This is a genomic window from Rhizobacter sp. P2_H3, assembly GCF_056403355.1.
The window spans coordinates 1-20,005 of the sequence record NZ_JBFUFQ010000013.1 but is presented as its reverse complement, the minus strand read 5'-3'; the positions used below and the strand labels follow the sequence as shown (position 1 = coordinate 20,005).

The 20,005-nt window shown below is 69.8% G+C and carries 16 protein-coding genes; 3 read left to right on the top strand and 13 right to left on the bottom strand.

The window, feature by feature from the left end; all coding sequences use genetic code 11:
- Positions 1-9: 9 nt before the first annotated feature.
- Both AC1D1T_RS04345 and AC1D1T_RS04340 read right to left on the bottom strand, forming a co-directional pair.
- A complete protein-coding gene (locus AC1D1T_RS04345) occupies positions 10-414 on the bottom strand; it encodes a hypothetical protein (RefSeq protein WP_477825608.1) in 405 nt (134 codons plus the stop codon).
- Positions 415-483: 69 nt separating this feature from the next.
- The gene (locus AC1D1T_RS04340; RefSeq protein ID WP_477841244.1) at positions 484-1,125 is read right to left on the bottom strand and encodes a TetR/AcrR family transcriptional regulator; all 642 of its coding nucleotides are present in this window, start codon (positions 1,123-1,125) and stop codon (positions 484-486) included.
- Between the two features lie 92 nt (positions 1,126-1,217).
- Between AC1D1T_RS04340 and AC1D1T_RS04335 the strand changes: the two genes are divergently transcribed.
- Entirely contained in the window at positions 1,218-1,571 is a 354-nt protein-coding gene (locus AC1D1T_RS04335) for a darcynin family protein (protein ID WP_465113327.1), read from the top strand.
- Here AC1D1T_RS04335 and AC1D1T_RS04330 read toward each other — a convergent pair.
- Positions 1,498-2,409 carry a hypothetical protein gene (locus AC1D1T_RS04330; RefSeq protein ID WP_477825606.1) on the bottom strand — a complete coding sequence of 304 codons (912 nt, stop codon included), beginning with the start codon at positions 2,407-2,409 and terminating at the stop codon, positions 1,498-1,500. The two genes, AC1D1T_RS04335 and AC1D1T_RS04330, sit on opposite strands and share 74 nt — an antisense overlap.
- 201 nt (positions 2,410-2,610) lie before the next feature.
- On the opposite strand from AC1D1T_RS04330, the gene AC1D1T_RS04325 reads away from it, so the two are divergent.
- The gene (locus AC1D1T_RS04325; protein ID WP_477825605.1) at positions 2,611-4,419 is read left to right on the top strand and encodes an aminopeptidase P family protein; all 1,809 of its coding nucleotides are present in this window, start codon (positions 2,611-2,613) and stop codon (positions 4,417-4,419) included.
- 152 nt (positions 4,420-4,571) lie between these two features.
- Positions 4,572-4,784 carry a hypothetical protein gene (locus AC1D1T_RS04320; protein ID WP_047506091.1) on the top strand — a complete coding sequence of 71 codons (213 nt, stop codon included), beginning with the start codon at positions 4,572-4,574 and terminating at the stop codon, positions 4,782-4,784.
- 21 nt (positions 4,785-4,805) lie between these two features.
- Here AC1D1T_RS04320 and AC1D1T_RS04315 read toward each other — a convergent pair whose 3' ends face one another.
- The 10 genes from AC1D1T_RS04315 to tssJ all read right to left on the bottom strand — a co-directional run bounded on the left by AC1D1T_RS04315 (position 4,806) and on the right by tssJ (position 19,695).
- Positions 4,806-5,591, bottom strand: coding sequence for a LytR/AlgR family response regulator transcription factor (locus AC1D1T_RS04315; RefSeq protein ID WP_047506089.1), 786 nt, complete (start codon positions 5,589-5,591; stop codon positions 4,806-4,808).
- Positions 5,588-6,736, bottom strand: coding sequence for a sensor histidine kinase (locus tag AC1D1T_RS04310; RefSeq protein ID WP_477825604.1), 1,149 nt, complete (start codon positions 6,734-6,736; stop codon positions 5,588-5,590). Before AC1D1T_RS04310 ends, AC1D1T_RS04315 begins: the two co-directional genes overlap by 4 nt.
- 517 nt (positions 6,737-7,253) lie before the next feature.
- Entirely contained in the window at positions 7,254-9,212 is a 1,959-nt protein-coding gene (locus AC1D1T_RS04305; RefSeq protein WP_477991473.1) for a C1 family peptidase, read from the bottom strand.
- 95 nt (positions 9,213-9,307) lie between these two features.
- On the bottom strand, positions 9,308-10,144 hold the full coding sequence (locus AC1D1T_RS04300; RefSeq protein WP_477827607.1) for a hypothetical protein: 837 nt from the start codon (positions 10,142-10,144) through the stop codon (positions 9,308-9,310).
- A gap of 161 nt (positions 10,145-10,305) precedes the next feature.
- Positions 10,306-12,150, bottom strand: coding sequence for a protein kinase domain-containing protein (locus AC1D1T_RS04295; protein WP_477991471.1), 1,845 nt, complete (start codon positions 12,148-12,150; stop codon positions 10,306-10,308).
- The gene (gene tagF / locus AC1D1T_RS04290) at positions 12,147-12,881 is read right to left on the bottom strand and encodes a type VI secretion system-associated protein TagF (protein WP_082004388.1); all 735 of its coding nucleotides are present in this window, start codon (positions 12,879-12,881) and stop codon (positions 12,147-12,149) included. Before tagF ends, AC1D1T_RS04295 begins: the two co-directional genes overlap by 4 nt.
- Positions 12,863-16,462 carry a type VI secretion system membrane subunit TssM gene (tssM, locus tag AC1D1T_RS04285; RefSeq protein ID WP_477991469.1) on the bottom strand — a complete coding sequence of 1,200 codons (3,600 nt, stop codon included), beginning with the start codon at positions 16,460-16,462 and terminating at the stop codon, positions 12,863-12,865. Before tssM ends, tagF begins: the two co-directional genes overlap by 19 nt.
- Positions 16,459-17,805, bottom strand: a complete 1,347-nt coding sequence (locus tag AC1D1T_RS04280; protein ID WP_477827511.1) for a DotU family type VI secretion system protein — start codon at positions 17,803-17,805, stop codon at positions 16,459-16,461. Before AC1D1T_RS04280 ends, tssM begins: the two co-directional genes overlap by 4 nt.
- A 29-nt stretch (positions 17,806-17,834) precedes the next feature.
- Positions 17,835-19,166: a type VI secretion system baseplate subunit TssK gene (gene tssK, locus AC1D1T_RS04275; RefSeq protein WP_477843121.1), complete on the bottom strand. Its 1,332-nt coding sequence runs from the start codon at positions 19,164-19,166 to the stop codon at positions 17,835-17,837.
- A 37-nt stretch (positions 19,167-19,203) separates the two neighbouring features.
- On the bottom strand, positions 19,204-19,695 hold the full coding sequence (gene tssJ / locus AC1D1T_RS04270; protein WP_477843123.1) for a type VI secretion system lipoprotein TssJ: 492 nt from the start codon (positions 19,693-19,695) through the stop codon (positions 19,204-19,206).
- Between the last annotated feature and the right edge of the window lie 310 nt (positions 19,696-20,005).

Here is a 20,005-nt window from a genome sequence, read left to right as displayed (position 1 = left end):
GACGACTTCTCAGGCGTCTTCCGGATGCGTGTCCGGCGGTGGGGGCGACACGCAATGCCAAGCCGTGGCGAACAGGCACGCCGCGACGCAACACGCCGCCATCACCAACACCATCACGGCGCCACCGTCGAGGCGCGTCACGGCAGAGGGCATCACATCGTCGTTGGGATCGCCATTGTCGAGATCGCTCGACCTGCGTAGCAGCACGACGGCCAGCGTCACCAAGGTGCCCGTCGCCGCAAGGCTGGCCTTGATCGTCGTCGGGTGAGACGGCATGTTGGCGACCAGGCACTCACGTGCACCACGGACCTGCCGCACGATCGTCAGCCTGAACGGCTGCGGATTCCGTTCTTCGTCGGTCGGTCGCGCAGCCAATCTGCCGAAGAGACGCCCGAATTGCTCGCACAACCTCATGTTCGATCTCCCCGCGTTGTTCCAGATGCCGACTGAGTCACCGCGCCGGCTATCCGGTTCCCTGGCGGATCACAGCCGGGCGGTGAGGTAGGCCAGCGCCATCCGCACCGTCTCGCGCGTGGCCGCCTTCACCGAGACACCGCTCGGCCGCTCCAGCACCACCGCGTGGATCAGCGCATGCACCGCGTGCATCAGCATGTAGGTGGCGAGCTTCAGGTCCTCGACGACGATGTCGGCGCGGTGCGCCTCCAGCAGCCCGCGCAGGCGCCGCTCGATCTCGTCGACGGATTCGTCCGCGCCGGGGAACTGGTGCAGGCCGAGCACCTGCTTCTCGAGCACGCGGTGCAGGTCGGTATCGAGCTGGTGCGCCTTCACCGCCGATTCGATCACGCCGGCCAGCGCCTCCGGCAGCGACGAGCCGCGGTGCTGCAGCAGCGCGGCATCGAGCAGCGCGCTCATCTGCCGGCCGTGCCGGTCATGCAGCGCGGCGATCAGCGAATCCTTGTTCGGGAAGTACTGATACAGCGAGCCGACACTGACGCCGGCCACCTCGGCCACCGCGTTCGTCGTGGTCGCGGCATAGCCGCGCTGCACCAGAACGCGAGCCGCGGCATCGAGGATCGCGTCGACGGTGGCGCGCGAGCGCGCCTGGCGCGGTGCCTTGCGGGGCGTGAGAGGGGTGCTGGGCGGGGCGGTCTGCGGTGTGGACATCGGTTGCCGAAATGCGAGTTTCAAATACGAATAAAAACTCGCATAGTGTCGGCAAGGCGCTTCGCTGCGTCAACCCACCACCCACCTCCGCCATGTCAAGAACCCACACCTTCTTCATGCTGTTGCAGGCCACCTCCCACTGGCGATCGCTCGATGCCGCGCGGCGCGCGGCGTTCCGCGAACGCGTGCTGGTGCTGGTGTTCGAGAGCTTCCCGTCGCTGCGCCTGCGGCAGTTCGAGACCTGCGAATCGCGCTGGGACACCCAGTGCGCCGAGGTCGCGGTCTGGGAGACCCCCGACCTCGACGAGTACCACGCCGCGGTCGAGGCGCTGCACGGATGCGAGTACTTCGGCCTGCCGTACTTCGAGGTCATCAACGTGATCCCGACGCACGGAGAGTGCTGGCGAGAGGACGACTTTGCGGTGTCGCAGTCGTGCGCGCTGTGAGCACCGGCTGCGGCGCCAGGTGAACGTGCGCCCGCCGCACCGTGTCGAGCGGGCTGGCGGCGGCGCATCCGACCGGCGCGGCGAGATCCCAGTGCACGATCTTCAGCCACATCGCCGCCCGCAGCGATTCGCCGGTGGCGAGCCAGCCTTCGTTGAGGCTGCCATTGAGCATGCGCTTGCCGGCCTCGAACAGGTCGGCCGGCTCGAAGCGGCCGCGCGCATGGTGCAGGCAGACCGCGTAGGCGAACTCGCGCGGGCGCGGCAGGCGTGCCAGCACCGCATGCGCCGGCGCCGAGGCGCGCAGCGCCAGCTGGCTCTCGATCAGCTCGATGCCGGCGGTGTATTCGCCGCACTGCACGCACCACGCCAGGTAGTCGTCCAGCGCGAGCTGGTGGGGCGTCAGGCGCCGCTCGCCGCGCGCGAGGTTGGCGCGCCAGGCCGCCTGGGAACGACGCGCGCCGGACCAGTCATCGCAGGCCGCCTCGCCGCCGTGCAGCCACCGGGCCATCGCCCGCGTCGCGTGCAGGTTCGGGCGCATCGTGCGCGGCTCGCCGCTCTCCCCCAGCGCGAGGACTTCATCGCCGGATTCCCGGCGCAGCTCCCGGCCGGCCTCGCCGCTGTTGATCGCATGGTCGAGCCACCCGATCACGCGCGGCAGCACCGGCGCGATGTCCTCGTGCAGGCCGACGAGCCAGCAATACACCAGCTTGTGCAGCGCGGTGGCAGCCAGGTAGCCCATCGGGCGGTAGAGCTGGAAATCGATGTCGAGAAGCTGCCGCAACAGCGCACGGTCGGCGTGCAGGAAGGCTTCTTTCTCGATTCGGGGGTCGAACGGCATGGCATCTCCTCGGGGGCGCGCGGCGCACCAGCGCACAGGATGAGCGCCAACTGCGAAGAGAAATTGCAGAAGGCCCTCCGCAGCGCGGCCTGGCGGGCCAGTGCAAACCCTGCCCCGATGGCCGTCAGGCCCTAAAATCCGCGCTTTCCCCGCTGGCTTCCCGACCCGGGCGGCGTGCGGGCCCCGAACGGAGCCGAACCCATGGACACCCGCACCTCCCCGATCCGCCTGCGCCTGGAGCGCGTGCGCGACGCGCTGAAACAGCACCAGCTGGCTGCACTGCTGGTGCCATCGAGCGATCCGCACCTGTCCGAGTACCTGCCGGGGCGCTGGCAAGGGCGCGAATGGCTGTCGGGCTTCACGGGTTCGATGGCCACGCTGGTCGTCACCACCGAGCGCGCGGCGCTGTTCGCCGACAGCCGCTACTGGGTGCAGGCCGAGGCCGAACTGGCCGGCACCGGCATCGAGCTGGTGAAGATCCCGAGCGGCGCTGCCACCCACCACGTCGAGTGGCTGGCCAGCCAGGTGCCCGCCGGGCAGGGGGTGGCCGTCGACGGCGCGGTGCTGGGCCTGGCGGCGGCGCAGCAGCTGCGCACCGCGCTGACGCGCGCCGGCGTGCCGCTGCGCACCGACCTCGACTTGCTGGAAGACGTGTGGCCCGATCGCCCGGCGCTGCCCGAAGCGCCGGTCTACGAGCATGCCGCTCCCCACGCGCCGCTGGCCCGCAGCGCCAAGCTGGCGGAGGTGCGCCGCGCGATGGCGGTGCACGGCGCGACGCAGCATTTCGTCTCCACCGTCGACGACATCGCCTGGATCTTCAACCTGCGCGGCTCCGACGTCAGCTACAACCCGGTGTTCCTGGCCCACGCGCTGATCGGCCTGCACGGCGCGACGCTGTTCGTCGGCGTCGGCAAGGTGCCGGCAGCGGTGCAGGCGGCGCTCGCCGCCGACGGCGTGCAACTGGCCCCGTACACCGAGGCGGCTGCCGCGCTGGCCCGGCTGGGCGCCGAGGCCACGCTGCTGATCGACCCGCGCCGCATCACGCTCGGCCTGCGCGAGAACGTGCCGGCCGCCGTGAAGGTGGTCGAGGCAATCAACCCGAGCACGCTGCTGAAGAGCCGCAAGAGCCCCGCCGAGGCCGCCTTCGTGCGCGACGCGATGGCGCAGGACGGTGCCGCGATGTGCGAGTTCTATGCGTGGTTCGAGCAGGCGCTCGGCAAGGAACGGATCACCGAGCTGACGATCGACGAGCAGCTGAGCGCCGCGCGGGCGCGCCGGCCCGGCTTCGTCGGCCTGAGCTTCAACACCATCGCCGGCTTCAACGCCAACGGCGCGATGCCGCACTACCGGGCGACGCCCGAATCGCACGCGGTGATCGAGGGCGACGGCCTGCTGCTGATCGATTCCGGCGGCCAGTACCTGGGCGGCACCACCGACATCACCCGCGTCTGGCCGATCGGCACGGTATCGGCCGCGCAGCGGCGCGACTACACGCTGGTGCTGAAGGGCACGCTGGCGCTGAGCCGCGCCCGCTTCCCGCGCGGCACGCTGTCGCCGATGCTCGATGCCATCGCGCGTGCGCCGCTGTGGGAGCACGGCCTCGACTACGGCCATGGCACCGGCCACGGCGTCGGCTACTTCCTGAACGTGCACGAGGGCCCGCAGAGCATCAGCAAGGCGATCCCCGAGCCGCAGATGGCGATGGAGCCCGGCATGATCACCAGCATCGAGCCCGGCCTGTACCGCGGCGGCCAATGGGGCGTTCGCATCGAGAACCTGGTGCTGAACGTCGCGGCGGACACGCCCGAGAACGGTGCGTTCGGCGAGTTCCTCGGTTTCGAGACGCTGACGCTGTGCCCGATCGACACCCGCTGCATCGACCACAGCCTGCTGCGCGCCGACGAGGCCGCCTGGCTGAACGACTACCACCGCGTGGTGCGCGAGCGGCTGTCGCCGCTGGTGAGCGGCGAGGCGCTCGCCTGGCTGGTGGCGCGCACCGAACCGGTCTGACGCCGCGGGAGCGGCCCCGGGCCGGTGCGCCCCGTCGTGCCGACCCGCAGCCTGTCCCCGTGTTTCGACGCTTCGTCTCAGCGCGCTGTCGCCGGCGCGGGCGGCTGCCTACAGTTCACTCCAACGCAACACACACACCGCTGGAGACTGACATGTTCGACCGCCTCTTCGCCCCGCTGCTGACCTTCACCGTGCTGATCGCCGCGACGCTGTCGATCGCGATCGCGATGCTCGAGGAAGGCCGCGCCGGCACCACGCAGCAGGCCAGCGCCGAAGTCGTCACGCTGCCGATGGTCACGATCACCGGCAAGCGCGTGCAGAGCGTCGCCGAAGCCACGCAGGCGATGCGCACGACGATGCAGTGAGCAACCGCCGGAGCCGGCGCTTCACATGTGCCGGAACACGTGCACGTAGCTGCGGCTCACCGGCAGCAGCTCGCTGCGGCCCTTGATGTGCACGTCGGCCGTCTCGTTCGGCCCGCGCACCACCTGGGCCACCTGGTGCAGGTTCACGATCACCGAGCGGTGCACCTGCACGAAGCACTCCGGATCGAGCTCATCGGCCAGCTCGCGGATCGTGCGGCGGATCAGCGCTTCGCCGCCCTCCCACACGACCAGCGTGTACTTCTCGTCGGAGCGCAGGTAGGCCACCTGCTCGACCGGGATCAGCCGCACGCTGTTGCCCACCGACGCCTTGATCCACTGCAGCCACCCCGCCTGCCGCTGCGCCGGTGACTGGCGGCGCAGTTCGGCCGACATCTTCTCGATCGCGGCCTCCAGACGGTCGTCCGCCGCGGGTGCGGCGCCGTCGGTGCCGAGCCGTTGCCGCAGCCGCTGCACCGTATCGGCCAGGCGCTCCTCGTCGAACGGCTTCACCACGTAGTCGATCGCCCCCTGCTCGAAGGCCGTCACCGCGTACTGCTCGTAGGCGGTGACGAACACCACCTGGGCCCGCCGCGCGATCGAGCGCGCCGCCTCGACGCCGTTCAACCCCGGCATGTGCACGTCGAGGAACACCACCTGCGGCGCATGTTCATCGAACAACTCCACTGCCTCGCGGCCGTTGCGCGCCTCGGCGACGATCGTGAGCTCCGGCCACAGGCGCTGCAGCATCCCGCGCAGGCGCTCGCGCAGCAGCGGCTCGTCGTCGGCGATCAGCGCGGTGGGGTTCATGGTGCCGCTCCAGGGTCCAGCTTCGCGAACTGCGGACTGGGATCGGGCAGCACCAGCGTGGCGCGCAGGCCGTGCGGCGTCTCGTCGCAGAGTTCCAACCTGGCCGCATCGCCATAGGTGGCCTTCAGCCGCTCGCGCAGGTTGGCGAGGCCGGTGCCGGGCGCGGCCTTCTCGTCCATGCCGGCGCCGGTGTCGCTGACCCAGACCTCGACGCAGGCCTGCCGCGCATCGGCACGGGCACCGACCTCGATGCGGCCGCCCGTCTCGCTCGGGTCGATGCCGTGGCGCACCGCGTTCTCGACCAGCGTCAGCAGCGCCATCGGCGGGAACGGCAGGCCTGCCAGCGCATCGGGCACCGCGACGTCGAAGGCCAGCCGGTCCGGCATGCGCATGCGCATCAGCTCGAGGTAGGCGCGCACCAGCCCGATCTCGTGGCCGAGCGTGCTGCTGGTCTGCGCGAGGCTGGGCATCGTGGCGCGCAGGTAGGCGATCAGGCTGTTCAGCACCGGGCCGGCCCGTTCGGAGCCCGACTCCACCAGCTGCTGCACGTTGGCCAGCGTGTTGAACAGGAAATGCGGCTCGACCTGTGCATGCAGCAGGCGCAGCCGCGCGTCGAGCGCCTGTTTCTCGAGCGTGCTGCGTTCCAGCTCGAAGGCCAGCGCCTGCGAGCGGGCCTGGGCATCGCGTTCGCGGTAGAGCGCACCGAGCGCGAGCGTCAGGCCGACGGCGAGGCCGGTGGTGGCGATCGAGAAGAAGCCCCACAGCAGGCCTTCGTTGCGCTGGAAGCTGGTGACATCGCCCTGCACCATCACCAGGTAGGCGACCAGCGTAGCGACCGGCGCGGTGATGACGACGGCCGCCACCTGAACGACCCAGCGCGGCAGCCAGCGCGACGGCCAATGCCCGGCGATGTCGAAGGCCACCAGCAGCATCAGGCCGACGAAGATGCTGCGGCCCCAGACGCTGAGGAAGGGCGTCACGAAGATCGGGTTCAGTGCGATCGCGGCGACGGTGGCGACGATCAGGTTGATCGCGATGCGGCGTGGGGTCAGCGAAGCCCACAGCCGGGCAAGGTGGCGCGCGGGCGGAGCCGGCGGAGCGGGGGCAGCGGGGGCAGCGGGAGGAACGGACGGAACGGGCTTCATGGGATGCCACGATACGGCGCGGGGGCCCGGCCCGGCAAGCCGCGCAGCCCGGTGTGCGACAGACGGCGGATCCCGGGGTGCGAGTGACGGCAGGTTTCGCCCTCACGGGCGAGTCACTTTCATTTGAAGCCCAAATGAAAGTAACCAAAGCAAAGGGCCTCAATACAACACCATACGGTTCGTCCAGTCTCGCTGCGGACAACACTGACGCTTCGGCTGGTGCCCCACCTTCATTGGGATTGTTGGCCGTTCTTCTCCACCCAGCTCGCTACGCATCGCCAAGATGACGCAGCCCTCGCAGGGACTAGACGATGCGACGCGTAGCGAGCGAGTCGAGTGAAGCGGGAGAGCAACAATCCCAATGAACGGGGATGTGCAGCCGAAGCGTCAGTGTTGTCCGCAGCGAGACTGGACGAACCGTATGGTTTTCCAAGCCCTTTGCTTTGGTTACTTTCATTTGGGCTCAAATGAAAGTGACTCGCCCGCCGGGGCGAGACCCGGCACTGCCACGCAGTGATCACCCCCGGAGGATGAACTCCACCACCTGCCCCCGCGTCCCCGGATCATCATCGAACCCCCCATGCGTCGTGCTGGTGCTCACCGGCCCCGGCGACACCCACGCCGTGGTGTTCGGCAAGCCCTTCGCAGCAGCATCGAAGAAGCGCTGCATCCCCAGAATCGGCGTCGTGCTGCCCCCCTCGAACGATTCGCTGACGAGGTACAGCAGCGAGCGCCGGTACGGCCCGCAGGTGTGGTCCTGCTGCTCGGCACGTTCGCTCAGGTGGAACTGCTGGTAGCGCCTGACGACACCCGATTCGAGGTGCGGCCGCACGCAGCGTTCGAAGGTGTCCACGCGCACCGCCGGCGCCAGGAAGCTCACCGATTCGAAGCGCATGCCCTCCTGCGCCAGCCGATCGATCATCAGGCTCGCGACGATGCTGCCGGCCGAATGCCCGACGAAATGCATGCGGATGCGCTTGTCGGCCACGCCATGCTTGAAATGCCCGTACAGCAGCACCGCACCGGCCTGCTCGTCGTCCGGCACACCCGGCTTGTACGCACTCATCGCATCGGCGTTCTGCTTCATCTCGCCCCAGATGCGCGTGCCGGGACGCGACAGCACGCGCTCCAGCCGCTCGTTCCACCAGGCCGCCATCGACGAGCCGGCGGCGGTGCTGCGCGGCACGTCGCGGATCGCATCATCGATGCAGTTCAGCGCACTCGTGAAGAAATCCGTCTCCCACATCAGGAAGATCGGAAAGATCTTCTGCTCGTACAGCATCGGGATCCACTGCGCCGCGATGTCGGCCGCGGCAGACTCGCCGACCAGGCCGCCGTGCGCAAAGATGCAGACGTCGACCACGCCGTCCTGCAGCCCCCATTGCTTGCGCGCCTGCGCGAGCTGCACGTCGACGATCGCGCGCACGTCGTCGGGCCGGGTGCGGAATACGCCGCTGTTGCTCAGCGCGCCGTTGTTGCCCATGTTGACGATGAACGGCGACAGCTCGCGGTTGCGCAGCACCTCGCTCGCCGCGAGCGCGACACGGCCGGCCGCGTCGGTGCGCAGGCTGATCGATTTCGAGATCGCGGTGTGGTCCTGCGTCACCACGCCGAGCTGCGCGACCCAGCAGTCCATCGCGTTGGCGATCCAGTCGTCGTAGCTCAGGATCGCATAGCCGTACGAGCCCCAGTCGGTGCCCCAGGAGTTCTGGATCAGGAAGCCGCGCTCGTTGTAGCCGACGATCGCGAACGCGTGGCCGGAATGCCGCGCGTGGCCGCCCTTCACCGGGATCTCCCAGATTCCCTTGCGCGGCTCGCTGAACGAGGTCGGCCGCTTCTTCAGCGCGGTGAGTTCGATGCCGTCGTCCCAGCCCGAGTGGCAGCCGGCGCTCGCATACAGGATGCCCACCTCGTTCAGCGCGGCATGCATGTCGGTGATCGCCTTGTGGTCGATGCGGTAGTAGGCGCCGAGCGGGCGCTTCACCGCATCGAACCACCAGTCGTCGGCCAGGCTCTTGCTGGCCGCCGGCATCTCGAGCCCGGGGAACAGCGGCTCGCGGCAGGCGCCGTGCTTGAACCAGCCCTTCATCGCACCGCGCAGGCTGGAGCCCTTGTCTTCGGACGAGCCCGGGTACTCGTCGTAGCGGCGCGCCATCGAGTACAGCATGTAGGGCGAGATGGCAGGCTTTCGTTCACGGCCCGAGGCCAGCAACAGGTGCTCGACGACCAGCGACAGCGCGAAGCCGGTGCAGGCCATCGTGTCGCCCTGGTACTTGACCGGCAGCCCGTGCTTCGGGAACAGCGTCGGTGGCGGCGCGCTGCCGATGGACGGGCGGTAGGGCCGGTCGCGCACGTCGATCTCGTCGGGGCGCGCGACGCGCATGAACGGCGAGTTCTTCGGCAGTGGGTCGGCGGTGGGGCGGCGCGGTTTCGCCGCCTTCGTTGCGCTCGCGACCTTCACCGTTCGTGCTGCCATGAAGCCTCCCCATCGATTCGATGTGCTTGTCGGATGCGCATTGGACCGCGTCAGGGCACGGGCCGCAAGCCTTCAACGTGAGGAGACCGGCATCGCTACTTGAGCTGGTAGCAGCCAGGCGTTTCGATGAACATCTCCGATCCGAGCTTGTAGCGCAACCCGCCGTATGAATACCGGATGCGACTCGCTGTCGACTGGCTCGCTGCCTCGATGGCAGCCTTGCGCACCGGCCGACTTCGCCTCTCCAGCAAGCTGTCGAAAATCAGGTACTCGCGTTCGGTGAGATAGGCAGGAATTTCCGACATTCCCCGCGGCGCCACCAGCACCGCATGCTGCTCGGGCCATACCGTGAAAGGCCCCACCCTGCGCACATCGCCATCCAGCACCTCGGCCGGCAACCTCAGCCTGTAGCCGCCATCCATGTTCTCGATGGCATTCTGCGGCAGCAACTGACGCGCGGAATTCACGCATTGCATCAAGTCGCGCCCGCATTGTTTCCTGAAGGCTTCCACCGTCACCAGCCGCCCCCGGGCACGACCCAGCCATTGCAGCACCAGCGTCACATGGGCTGCTGCACGAACGCTGCTGCCGTCCTCCCTGAAGATCTCACCCGACTGCGGCTCGAGCTGGGTGCCGAGTCCCAGCGGCAGCCGTTGAACGGCTGAAGTCTTCAACGCCTTGTGCGCGGGCGGAGTCGGCTGAACCCCGTCATCTCGATTGCGCAAGCGCTTGAGCTGTGCCCCCCGATCCACCGGATCGTGCCAACCCACCCAGGCCTCGGGTCGGCGCTCGGCGCCCACCAGGCGGCTCACTGCGCACTGCGCTTTCGCCCCCGCCTTCACGTCACTCACCCGATCCGGCAATCCCTTTGCAGCAGGTGTCCCCTCCAGCGCTGCGCGCCGGATCCCGCCGGGCCTGATTCGCAATTCCATGATGACCGTCCTTCCCGTAGTGTTAACAGGCCCTGGGCATGAGTCACGCCGGATCCGGAACAGTTCAACGAAGGCAGACCAGCGCCTCCAGTTTCCTGAGCTTCCTGGCCATCGCAGGAACGCTCAACGCCGGCAGAGCCCGCAGCGCGCGATCGGCCGAGCTACCGCTTCACCTCGTCGATCACCAGCAGCGTCGCGCCGTAGCTGCCATCGCACGGCGACTCGCCGGCGTCGCACACCGGCTTGCCGGCGAACGGGCTGTCGCCCGGCTGGCGTGCCGCCCACAGCTGCTCGGCGAGCCCGAGGTCGATCTCGGGGATCTGGTCGCCGGCCTTCTTGACGCCGATGCCGGTCATGTCGCGCGGCTTGCGCGACACCATCGCGACGATGTGGTCGGTGCCCGGCGGCCCGCCGGCAGTGATGTGCCAGCCGGCGCGCGGCAGCACGACCTCGCGGTTCAGCTCGATGCGGTTGTTCTTGTCGAGCTCGTTCGGGAACAGCAGGTAGAAGTGGGCCTTGTCGGTGCCGGCCAGGAACACGTACAGGTAGCCGGCCTCCGACGACTTGACGCGGAACTGCAGCCGGTCGCTGCCGATGCGCAGCTGCGACTTGTCGGCCAGTGCGTTGACGCCCAGCACCGGGTCGGCGTGGCGCACGATGTCCTGCAGCGCGGTGACCAGGCCGAACGGCACGGCTGGCGGCGGCGCGGGGGCGACGGCCGGTGCCGGTGACGGCGCCGTGGCAGTCGTCACCCCTGCGGTCGATGCGGACGGTGCCGCGGCCACGACGGCGGGCGCCGGTGCACGGCCGGCGAACCACCAGCCCGCCCCGGCCAGTGCGGCGACCACCAGCCCGGCCAGCGCATAGACACCGGCCCGCGACGGCGGCTTCGCATGCGGATCGGGCATCAGCTCGGCCGGCCGCGTCGATGGGGTGACCACCGTCGACGCGCCGAGGTCCGGCGGCACCGCCAACCCGCCGCGCGTCGAGCTGCCCAGCAGTTGCGACGGCGAATGCCCCAGCCCGTGCCCATGCCCACCCGGCAGCAAGGCCCGCAGCGCCGCCATGTCCTGCGGCCGGTCGTCCGGCTTCACCGCCAGCCCGGCATCGATGGCGGCCAGGAACTGCGGCGAATACCGCCCCGCCCCCGCCTGCACCGCCGGCTGCAGGTCGTCGGTGACGAGCCGGCTGACCGACGCGAGCGGCGCGCGCCCGGTGATCGAGGCATACAGCACCGCGCACAGCGCATACACATCGGTCCACGGCCCCTGGCGCATCGCCCTCGATTCGGCGTACTGCTCCACCGGCGCGTAGCCGGCCTTCAGGATCACCGTCAGCGCCTGCGTCGCATCGCCGATCACGCGCCGCGCGGCGCCGAAATCCAGCAGCACCGGCCGCATGCTCGCCGCGCCGCCGAACTGCGTGCTCTGCTGGTTCAGCAGCAGGATGTTGTCGGGCGCGATGTCGCGGTGGTAGCAGCGCTGGTGGTGCATCAGCTCCAGCGCGTCGATCAGCGGGTGCGCCACGCCGAGCAGCAGCGCCTCGTCGGGCCGGCCGTGCTCGATCAGCCACTGCTTCAGCGTCGGGCCTTCGTAGTACGGCATCACCATGTAGGCGGTGCCGTGCTGTTCCCAGAAGCGGTACACCTTGACCAGCGACGGGTGGTCGAACGCGGCCAGCAGCTGCGCCTCGTTGACGAAGCTGCGCAGACCCAGCTCGAAGGTCTCGCGATGGCGCGCCGAGCGCACCGAGACCTCGCACTGAGGGCCGCGCGTCGCGAGCGTCGCCGGCATGTACTCCTTCAGCGCGACCACGCGGCCGAGCTGGGTGTCGCGCGCCAGGTAGACGATGCCGAAGCCGCCTTCGCCGACCAGCCCCTCGACCACGTACTCCTGCAGCCGGAAGCCGTTCGGCAGCGAGTTGCCGCCGTCGAGCGGCGCATCGGTCTTGACGACCGTGCGCTCGTCGTCCGGCGTGAAGCTGGGTCCGTCGGTCGAGTCGCTCACCAGCGCCCCTCCAGCAGCTCCGAGAAGCAGTCCGGCGGCGGCAGCCCGGGCGCCACCGACAGGCTGTCGTCGGGCGCCGACGCATGGTCGGGCCACCACAGGCTGTGCCCGGTGTAGCGGCGCATCGCCTCGGCCACCACCAGCCCGTCGATCCATTGCGGCAGGCTCGCGGCGCCCGCATAGGTGTAGCGCAGCCGGCCCGGCATCGCGGTGGCAGCAGGCTCGACGCTGTGCCGCTCGGCCTGCCACGATGGCGCCCGCGCAAGCGCCGATTCAAAATCTTCGACCGTCGCGCCCGCCCCCAGCGTGCCGAGTGCGGCAGCACTCAGGTGCCGGTACCAGCCGTCCAGCGCCTGGATGCCCTCCAGCGTCTCCGGCAGGTCGTGCGCGGTCTGCGCGACCACCAGCGGGAAATAGCGGCCGACCTTGTCGACGCTCGGCATCAGCACGCCGGCCCACCATTCGCTGTCGATCACGCCGGGCGCCCAGGCGAAGCGCCAGATCGGCCCGGTCAGGTACACATCGAGGAACTGCGCGCCGAGCCGCGTGCGGCTCGCGTCCATGCCCTTCGACAGCCACGCATCGCAGGCATCGACGAACGGCTGCGGCAGCCGCCGGCTCGCGAAATCGCCCAGCATCGCGAGCTTGCCGAACCAGCCCGGCGCCTGCGTGCCGACGCCGCTGATGAACTGGTCGATGCTGAAGTCGTGGCTCACAGCTTGCCCGGGCATGAGAACTCTTGCAGCTCGGGCAAGCGGAACGGGTTGCGCACGCTGCTGGCGGTGACCAGGAACACCGCCTTGCGGTTGTCGATGTTGAAGGTCGCCTTGAAGCGCTCCGGCGCGCCGGCCGCCTCGACCTGCTGCTTGTCGAACAACCGGAACAGCGCCCACGGGCCTTCCCGGGTGTCGCCCGACAGGCCGCTCGCCGACACCGGCGTCAGCGCGACGCGCACCTGCGTGCTGCCGCGCGGCCCCGGCCACTGGATCGAGGCCGGGATCTGCGGGCCGTGCGCGTACTTGACGAGCTGGCCGTCGACGTCGAGCGTGAACTGCGTGATCGACGGGTCCATCTCCATCGGCTTGAAGTCGAGCCGCAGCCCCGGCGCGGTGCCGCCGCCGCGGAAGAAGGTGTCGCGGATCACCGCCGCATGCTGGAACTGCAGCAGCGTGGAACTGTCGGCACCCATCGATGCGCCGTCGATCTTCTTGAAGCTCCACGGCCGCGTCGAGGTGTCGACGAAGTTCACCAGGTTCTTCTGGAAGAACGCGTCGAACAGCCCGCCCGGCGCGAACACGCGGGCGAAGTCCTCCTGCGTCACGTCGCGGCTGCTGCCGCGCGCGAACGGGTAGCGCCCGCTGATGGCCTGGCGGCAGAACTCGCCGATCTCGGCATTGATCGAGTTGCCGATGTTGCTGCGCGTGATGTCGAGCGCCGCCTTGGTGCCGCTGACCGACAGCGTGTTCAGCAGCGAGCGGGTCGGCTCGGGCAACCGCGCGGCTTCGGCCTTCACCTTGTTCGGCACGTCCGACGGCGGCGGCACGTTGCCGCCCTTCACCGCGGTGTCGGCCGCGGTCAGCAGCGTGTAGACCTCGTTGATCAGCGCGATGGTCGAGTCGATCGGCGCGGCCTTGCCGTCGACTGCCCGCGTCTGCTGGCGCAACGCGACGAAGCGGTCGTCGACGATGCTCTCGATCCGCTGGCCGGGCCCGAGCGGCGTGGCCGGCGCCTGGTTGCCCAGCAGCCGCAGCAGTTCCTCGCGCGAGCGCTGGATCGCATCGCGCGCCTTGGTCTCGACCTTGGACGCCACGTCCTTGCTGTCGCCGAGCGTGGTCTCGCGCGACATCGCCTTCAGCAGCGGCACCAGCGGGTTGTCGGGCGCCGACAGCACGCGCGACATCTGCACCGCCTGCGACAGGTTGGCCGTCGGCAGCATCTTCACGTCGGCGATGAACTCCTCCCACACCGTGACGTAGTCGGTCAGGTACAGGCGGCGCACCTCGTCGGCGAGCTGCTGCTGCACGTCGAGCGAGCGCAGCGCGTTCTGGCGATTGCTGTCGTTGACGCCCAGCACCCAGCTCTCTTCATCGGCCAGCGTGCGCGCGACGCGCTCGACCTCGCGCTGGAAGCCCTTGTGATAGCCGTCGTAGGTGAAGAGCCCCGGCACGCCCTTGGTCAGCGGCTGGCCGCTCATGCGCGTGAACACCAGTCCCGCGCCGGCACCGGCCGCCTTCGCCACCGTGAACTCCGGGATGTCGGCGCCCACGCCCTGGCGCTTCAGCCGCCGGTACACGCGCTCGGTGAGCGGCGTCGCGATCAGGCGGGCCCGCGTCTGCGCGACCAGCTGCTTGTCTTCCGGCAGCGGCGACACCGCCTGGCCCTCGGCCAGCAGCGCGTCGAGGTGGGATTCGAGCTCGGCACGCTGCTCGGTGGTCACCGAGCGCGGCAGGTTGGTTTCCCAATCGGCCATCACGTAGAGCTTCAGCGCGGCGGGGTCGAAGCGCTCCGGGTCGTAGAGCATCACGTAGGCCTTCAGCGCCTCGTACTGCAGCTCGGGGTTGTCGAGGCCGGTCTTCAGGCGGTCCTCGATGCCGAGGGCGATGCGCGGCAGCACCGCGTCGGTCAGCATGCGGCGGTAGGCCTGCTGCGACGCGCCGTCGAGCTTGCGGCCCTGGTACAGCCCGAAGCCGTGGCTGAACGGCACCGAGTCGCCGATGCCGGCACGCGCCAGGTCGCGCGTGGCCTGCAGCGCCGGCAGCAGCACCAGGATGTCGGGCGATGCGCGGTTCGGCGTCGACTGCACCAGCTTGCGCACCTCCTCGACGGTGGCGTCCACCTTCGCGATGTAGCGCTGGTTGTTGACGTAGCTGACGCCCCAGGCGAGCAGCACGCCCAACGAGACGATGCCGAGCGCCGCGTAGGCGGCGGTGATCATCCAGGCGCGGCGGCGCTCCCATTTCAGGTCGGTGCCGGCCAGCGCGGCCTCGCCGAACACCACTTCCTTCAGCAGCCGCGACAGGAAGAAGCTCTTGCCGCCGGACTGCAGCGGCGGCAGCACCGTGCGCTCGAGCCGGTAGGTGCGCGCGATGCGGCCGAGCATGCGGTCGATCGGCGTGCCTTCCTGCGTGCCGCTGATGAAGTACACGCCGCGCAGCAGCGGGTGGGCCTCGAACTGCGACGGCGAGAAGACCTGGTCGATCCAGTCCTTCAGCAGGCCGCGCAACGCCTCGAACTGCTGCGGGAAGCCGTAGATGCGGGCGCGGCGCTGCGGGTCGCGCTCGAGCTGCAGGCGGTCGATCAGGCCGTCGGTGAGGCGCTTCTCGAGCGCGTCGAACTCGGCCGGGAACACCGAGAGATCGGTGTGCTGCTGCTTGTCGAGCTTGAAGGTCATGCCCCACGGCGTCGCGCGGGTGTCCTTGTCGACCTCGCCCAGCGTCTCCATGAAGCCCGACAGCAGGTCGCACTTGGTGACCAGCAGGTAGATCGGGAAGCGCATGCCCAGGTGCTGGTGCAGCTCCTGCAGCCGCAGGCGCACGGTGGCGGCGTGCTGCGCGCGCTCGTTGACGTTGGCGGTGAGCAGGTCGCTGACCGACACGGTGATCAGCACGCCGTTCAGCGGCTGGCGCGGCCGGCTGCGCTTGAGCAGGTCGAGGAAGCCCTCCCAGGCCTTGCTGTCGGTGCTCTTGTGGCTGTCCTGCGTGGTGTAGCGGCCGGCGGTGTCGATCAGCACCGCCTGGTCGGTGAACCACCAGTCGCAGTTGCGGGTGCCGCCGACGCCCTTCACCGAATGCTCGCCCATCGCCGCGGCCAGCGGGAAGTTCAGGCCCGAGTTGACCAGCGCGGTCGTCTTGCCCGAGCCCGGCGCGCCGATGATCACGTACCACGGCAGCTCATAGAGGTAGCGCTTGCCGAGCCGCGACGTGAGGCCGCTGAACGCGCCGGCCACCCCCGTCTTGCCGGTGTCGAACTTCGCGTTGCGCAGCGTCTGCAGCGCCTTCTGGAAGCGCTCGTTCAGCGTCTTCAGCTCGGCGTTGGCCGGGTCGTCGGCGGCAGTGCTCGCCACCGGCTTCAGCAGCTGATCCACGACGCGCGCATTGGTCTTGCGCGCACGGAAGTACTGCCACAGCTTGCGCAGGATCACGAGGCCGACGATCACGCCGATGAAGACGAGGCGCGCCGTCGAACTCTCCAAAGGCCGCCAGGTGCCGATCGCGATCAGCGGCCCGACGATCCAGATGACGAGGGACAGCGCGATCAGCCCGAGGATCAGCAGGAACCACGGGTTGAGCAGGACACCGAGCAGCTTCTTCATGATCCGGTTCCGGGAGCCGAGGCCGCGGGCGTCGCGCCGCGCGAGATGAACAGGGTGATTTCGACGCGCCGGTTCAGCGCGCGGTTGGCCGGCGTGTCGTTGGCGGCCACCGGCTCGCCATCGGCGCGGCCCTCGGCCTTGACGCGGTCGGCGGCGACGCCGTAGCCCACCAGGATGTCGCGCACCGTCTTCGCGCGCTCCTCGGACAGGTGCCAGTTCGACGGGAACTGCGCGGTGCGGATGCGCACGTTGTCGGTGTGGCCGGTCACCAGCACCGAGCCCTGCACCTGGGCCAGCGCCTCGGCGATGCGCTTCATCAGCGCCTCGCGGTCGCTGGTGAGCGCCGCGCTGGCGGGCGGGAACAGGCCGTCGCCGCGGATGATCACGACGCTGCGGTCGACCTCGTCGCGCACCGTGACCAGTTCGGCCTTGATGTCGTTGACGAGGAACTGCGCGAGCCGCGGCTTCGGTGCCGGCAGCTTGACCGGCGGGGTCGGCGGAATCAGCCGCAGCTCCTGGATGCGACCGTAGACCGGGTCGGAGTCGCCGCTCAGCCGCCACGACAGGCCGAGGTAGATCGCGACCACCAGCAGCATCACGACGGCGCTGGCCACCCACAGCGGCAGCCAGGTCAGCATCGAGCGGCGGGTCGCGGCCTCGCCGCGCCAGTTCTGCGCGAGCGGCTGCGGGTAGTCGCCGCGCTCCTTCTTGATGATCTGCGCGAGCCGCTCGCGCACCGCCTCGAGTTGCGCGCGGCCGCCGTCGACGACGCGGTAGCGGCCCTCGAAGCCCAGGCACAGCGCGGCGTAGATCAGCTCCAGCAGGTCGCGGTTGCCGCGCGGGTTCTCGGCCAGCTTGGCCATCAGCTGGAACACCTTCTCGCCGCCACCGGTCTCGTTGTGGAACATCGCGAGCAGGCTGTGGCGGCCCCACTGGCCGGAGGCGCCCCACGGCATGGTGGCGGCCACCTCGTCGAGCAGCGTGCACAGGATGTAGCGGGCGGCCAGCACGCGCTCGGGCGTGATGCCGCGGGCGCGCGCCTGCGCCTCGAACTCGCGCAGGCCCTGCGCGATCGATTCGCGCAGCGAGGCCGGGTCGGCGAGCTGGGTGGAGGCGCGGATCTGCGGCACCAGCGCCAGCAGCGGGTTCGCCAGCGCCACCAGCGGGTTCAGGCCGCTGTCGCTCGGGCCGATGTCGGCCGCCACGTCGGCGCCCGCGGGCTGCTGCGGCGCATGCTGCGGGCGCGAGGGCATCGCGGTCGTGCGCCCGCCCGGCGTCGGCATGATGAAGGTGCGGCCGGTGTCGACTTCGGCAAACGGATCGTCGGGGGAAGAGGGGCTCATCGCGCTCACCACGTTCTTTCTGGCTTACTTCACTGGCTTCTGATGGCCCACAACTCCAGCTCGAGGCCGGGGAAGTCGCCGGCGATGTGCATCGCGACGTGACCGTTGGTCGAGACCGCCTTCCACAACTCCCCGCTGCGGTCGAGCTCGAAATAGAAATACCCCGCATGGAACGGCAGCTGGCGCGGCGCGACCGGCAGCGAGCGCAACCCGATGCCGGGCAGCTGCAGGTTGACCAGGTCGCGGATCTTGTCGACCGGGCCGATCTTGGTCTGTGCCGGAAAGCGCTGGCGCAGCTGCTCGCCCGGCACCTGCGCATTGACGGCCAGCACGAAGGTGCCGGTGCGCGCGAGCTCCAGGTCGTTGACGACCGCGGTGCGCACGCCGTGCGTGCGGTCGACCAGCTCGATCTGCAGCGCGTTCTGCTCGAGCACCGCGGTCAGCATGCGGCGCAGCTCGGCGAACACCGGCGCGAAGCAGGCGTTCAGGTCGTCGTGGCGGTACGGCGGGAATTCGGGTGGGCGGCGCGTGCTGCTGGCCAGCGTGGCCAGGTCGCCGGCCAGGCGCAGGCAGTCGCGGTGCAGCTCCTTCGGGTGCGCATTCGGCACCGCGGTGTGCTGGCTGAAGATCGGCTCGTTGCGGTTCAGCGTCTGCAGCATCAGGAAATCGGCCAGCTCGGAGACGCCGTGGCTCAGCTGGCCCATGCGGCCGGCGAGCGCCTGCGCGCGCTGCAGGATCAGGCCGTGCAGCAGCGAGGCGCTGGCCGACAGCTGGGCGGTGGCCTCGATCGCCACCTGCGGCGGGATGTAGCTGCGTTCGAGCGTGACCTGGCCGTCGCTGCGGCGCTCGGCCACCAGCGCGACGCCGAGCAGCGCATAGGCCTCGGTGGCCTCCTTCGCGCGCACGAAGCGCATGCGCAGCCGGCCGGTCTGGATGGCGGCCGGCTCGTCGCTCGCGTCGGTGTTGTCGCGCACGTTCTCTTCGGCGGCCTCGAAGCGGCACAGCTCGTCGGTGCCGCTGAAGTCGACCTCGTTCAGGCCCTGGCGCTGCAGCGGCAGCGCGAGGTAGATCAGTTCGCCCTTCACGTCGGCCGGCAGCTCCATCGGCGGCGGCAGCGGGTCGAGCAGCGGCATCGAGAACGGCGTGCCGTCGGGCAGCAGGCCGGCGGCGCGCGTGAGGCCCAGCTTGCCGAGCGCGAGCAGGCCCTCGTCGATCTCCAGTTCGGAGAAGCCCCAGGCGAACGGCGTCACGCAGCGGGTGCGCGCGTCGACCAGGCGCTCGATGTAGCGGGTTTCCTGCTGGAAATGGTGGGGCTGCAGGAACATGCCCGACGACCAGACGACCTTGGCGCGCCAGCTCATGGAGAGATCCGTCCGTTCACGGTGGGGGTTGGGGGTTTCAGGGCTTGATTTCAGGCTGCGTGCGGGTGGCCTGCACGGCGATGTCGTCCAGGCTGACGGCGACGATGTTGGTGCGGTTCGCGGCGACCGGGATCACGGCGCGCCAGCGGGCGCGCTCGAGCTCGCGGAATGCGACCATCACGCCGATGAACCTGGTCTCGGGCGACAGTTTCTTCTCGAGCGGGCGCTTTTCGCCGGGACGCAACACGAATTCCTCGCGCGACACCAGGTCGGGGCCGAGCACCTGCTGTTCGCGTTCGAACAGCGAGACGAAGTCGGCCGACTCGAACTGCGCGTTGGCCTTCAGCTCGAAGACGCGCACGACGACCGGGGAGGCCCGCTTGCGCGCGTCGGGGTTGATCTGGGCACCGGCGGCGACCTCGCCCTTCAGCGTGGCGGGCCCGGCGAAGGGGTTGAACTTCTCGACGGTGGTGCAGCCTGCGACGAGGCCGAGAACGGCCAGCGCGGCGGTGATGAGCAGTTGGCGCATGGTGCGGCGGGTGGGGTGGGGGGATGGGGCAAACGGACTGGCGCCCGCAGGATAGCGGTCGCTCTCATCCGTCAGTCGTGACTTAGGTAATGAGAGCGCCGGCTGGCGCGGCAGGCCGGTTGACGAAGGTCAGTTGGACCGGGCGCGGACGGGGCCTAGGCTCGCGCCATGCCCTACTCTGCCCCTTCATCGCCACGTTCGCTACGCCTSCTCGCCGTGCTGGCTGCAGGGGCCCTGGCCGCCTGCGCCTCGCAGGCGCCGTCCCCGGCACCGGCCGCCCCGGCCGGCGGCGCTGCGGTGGCCGGCGGGC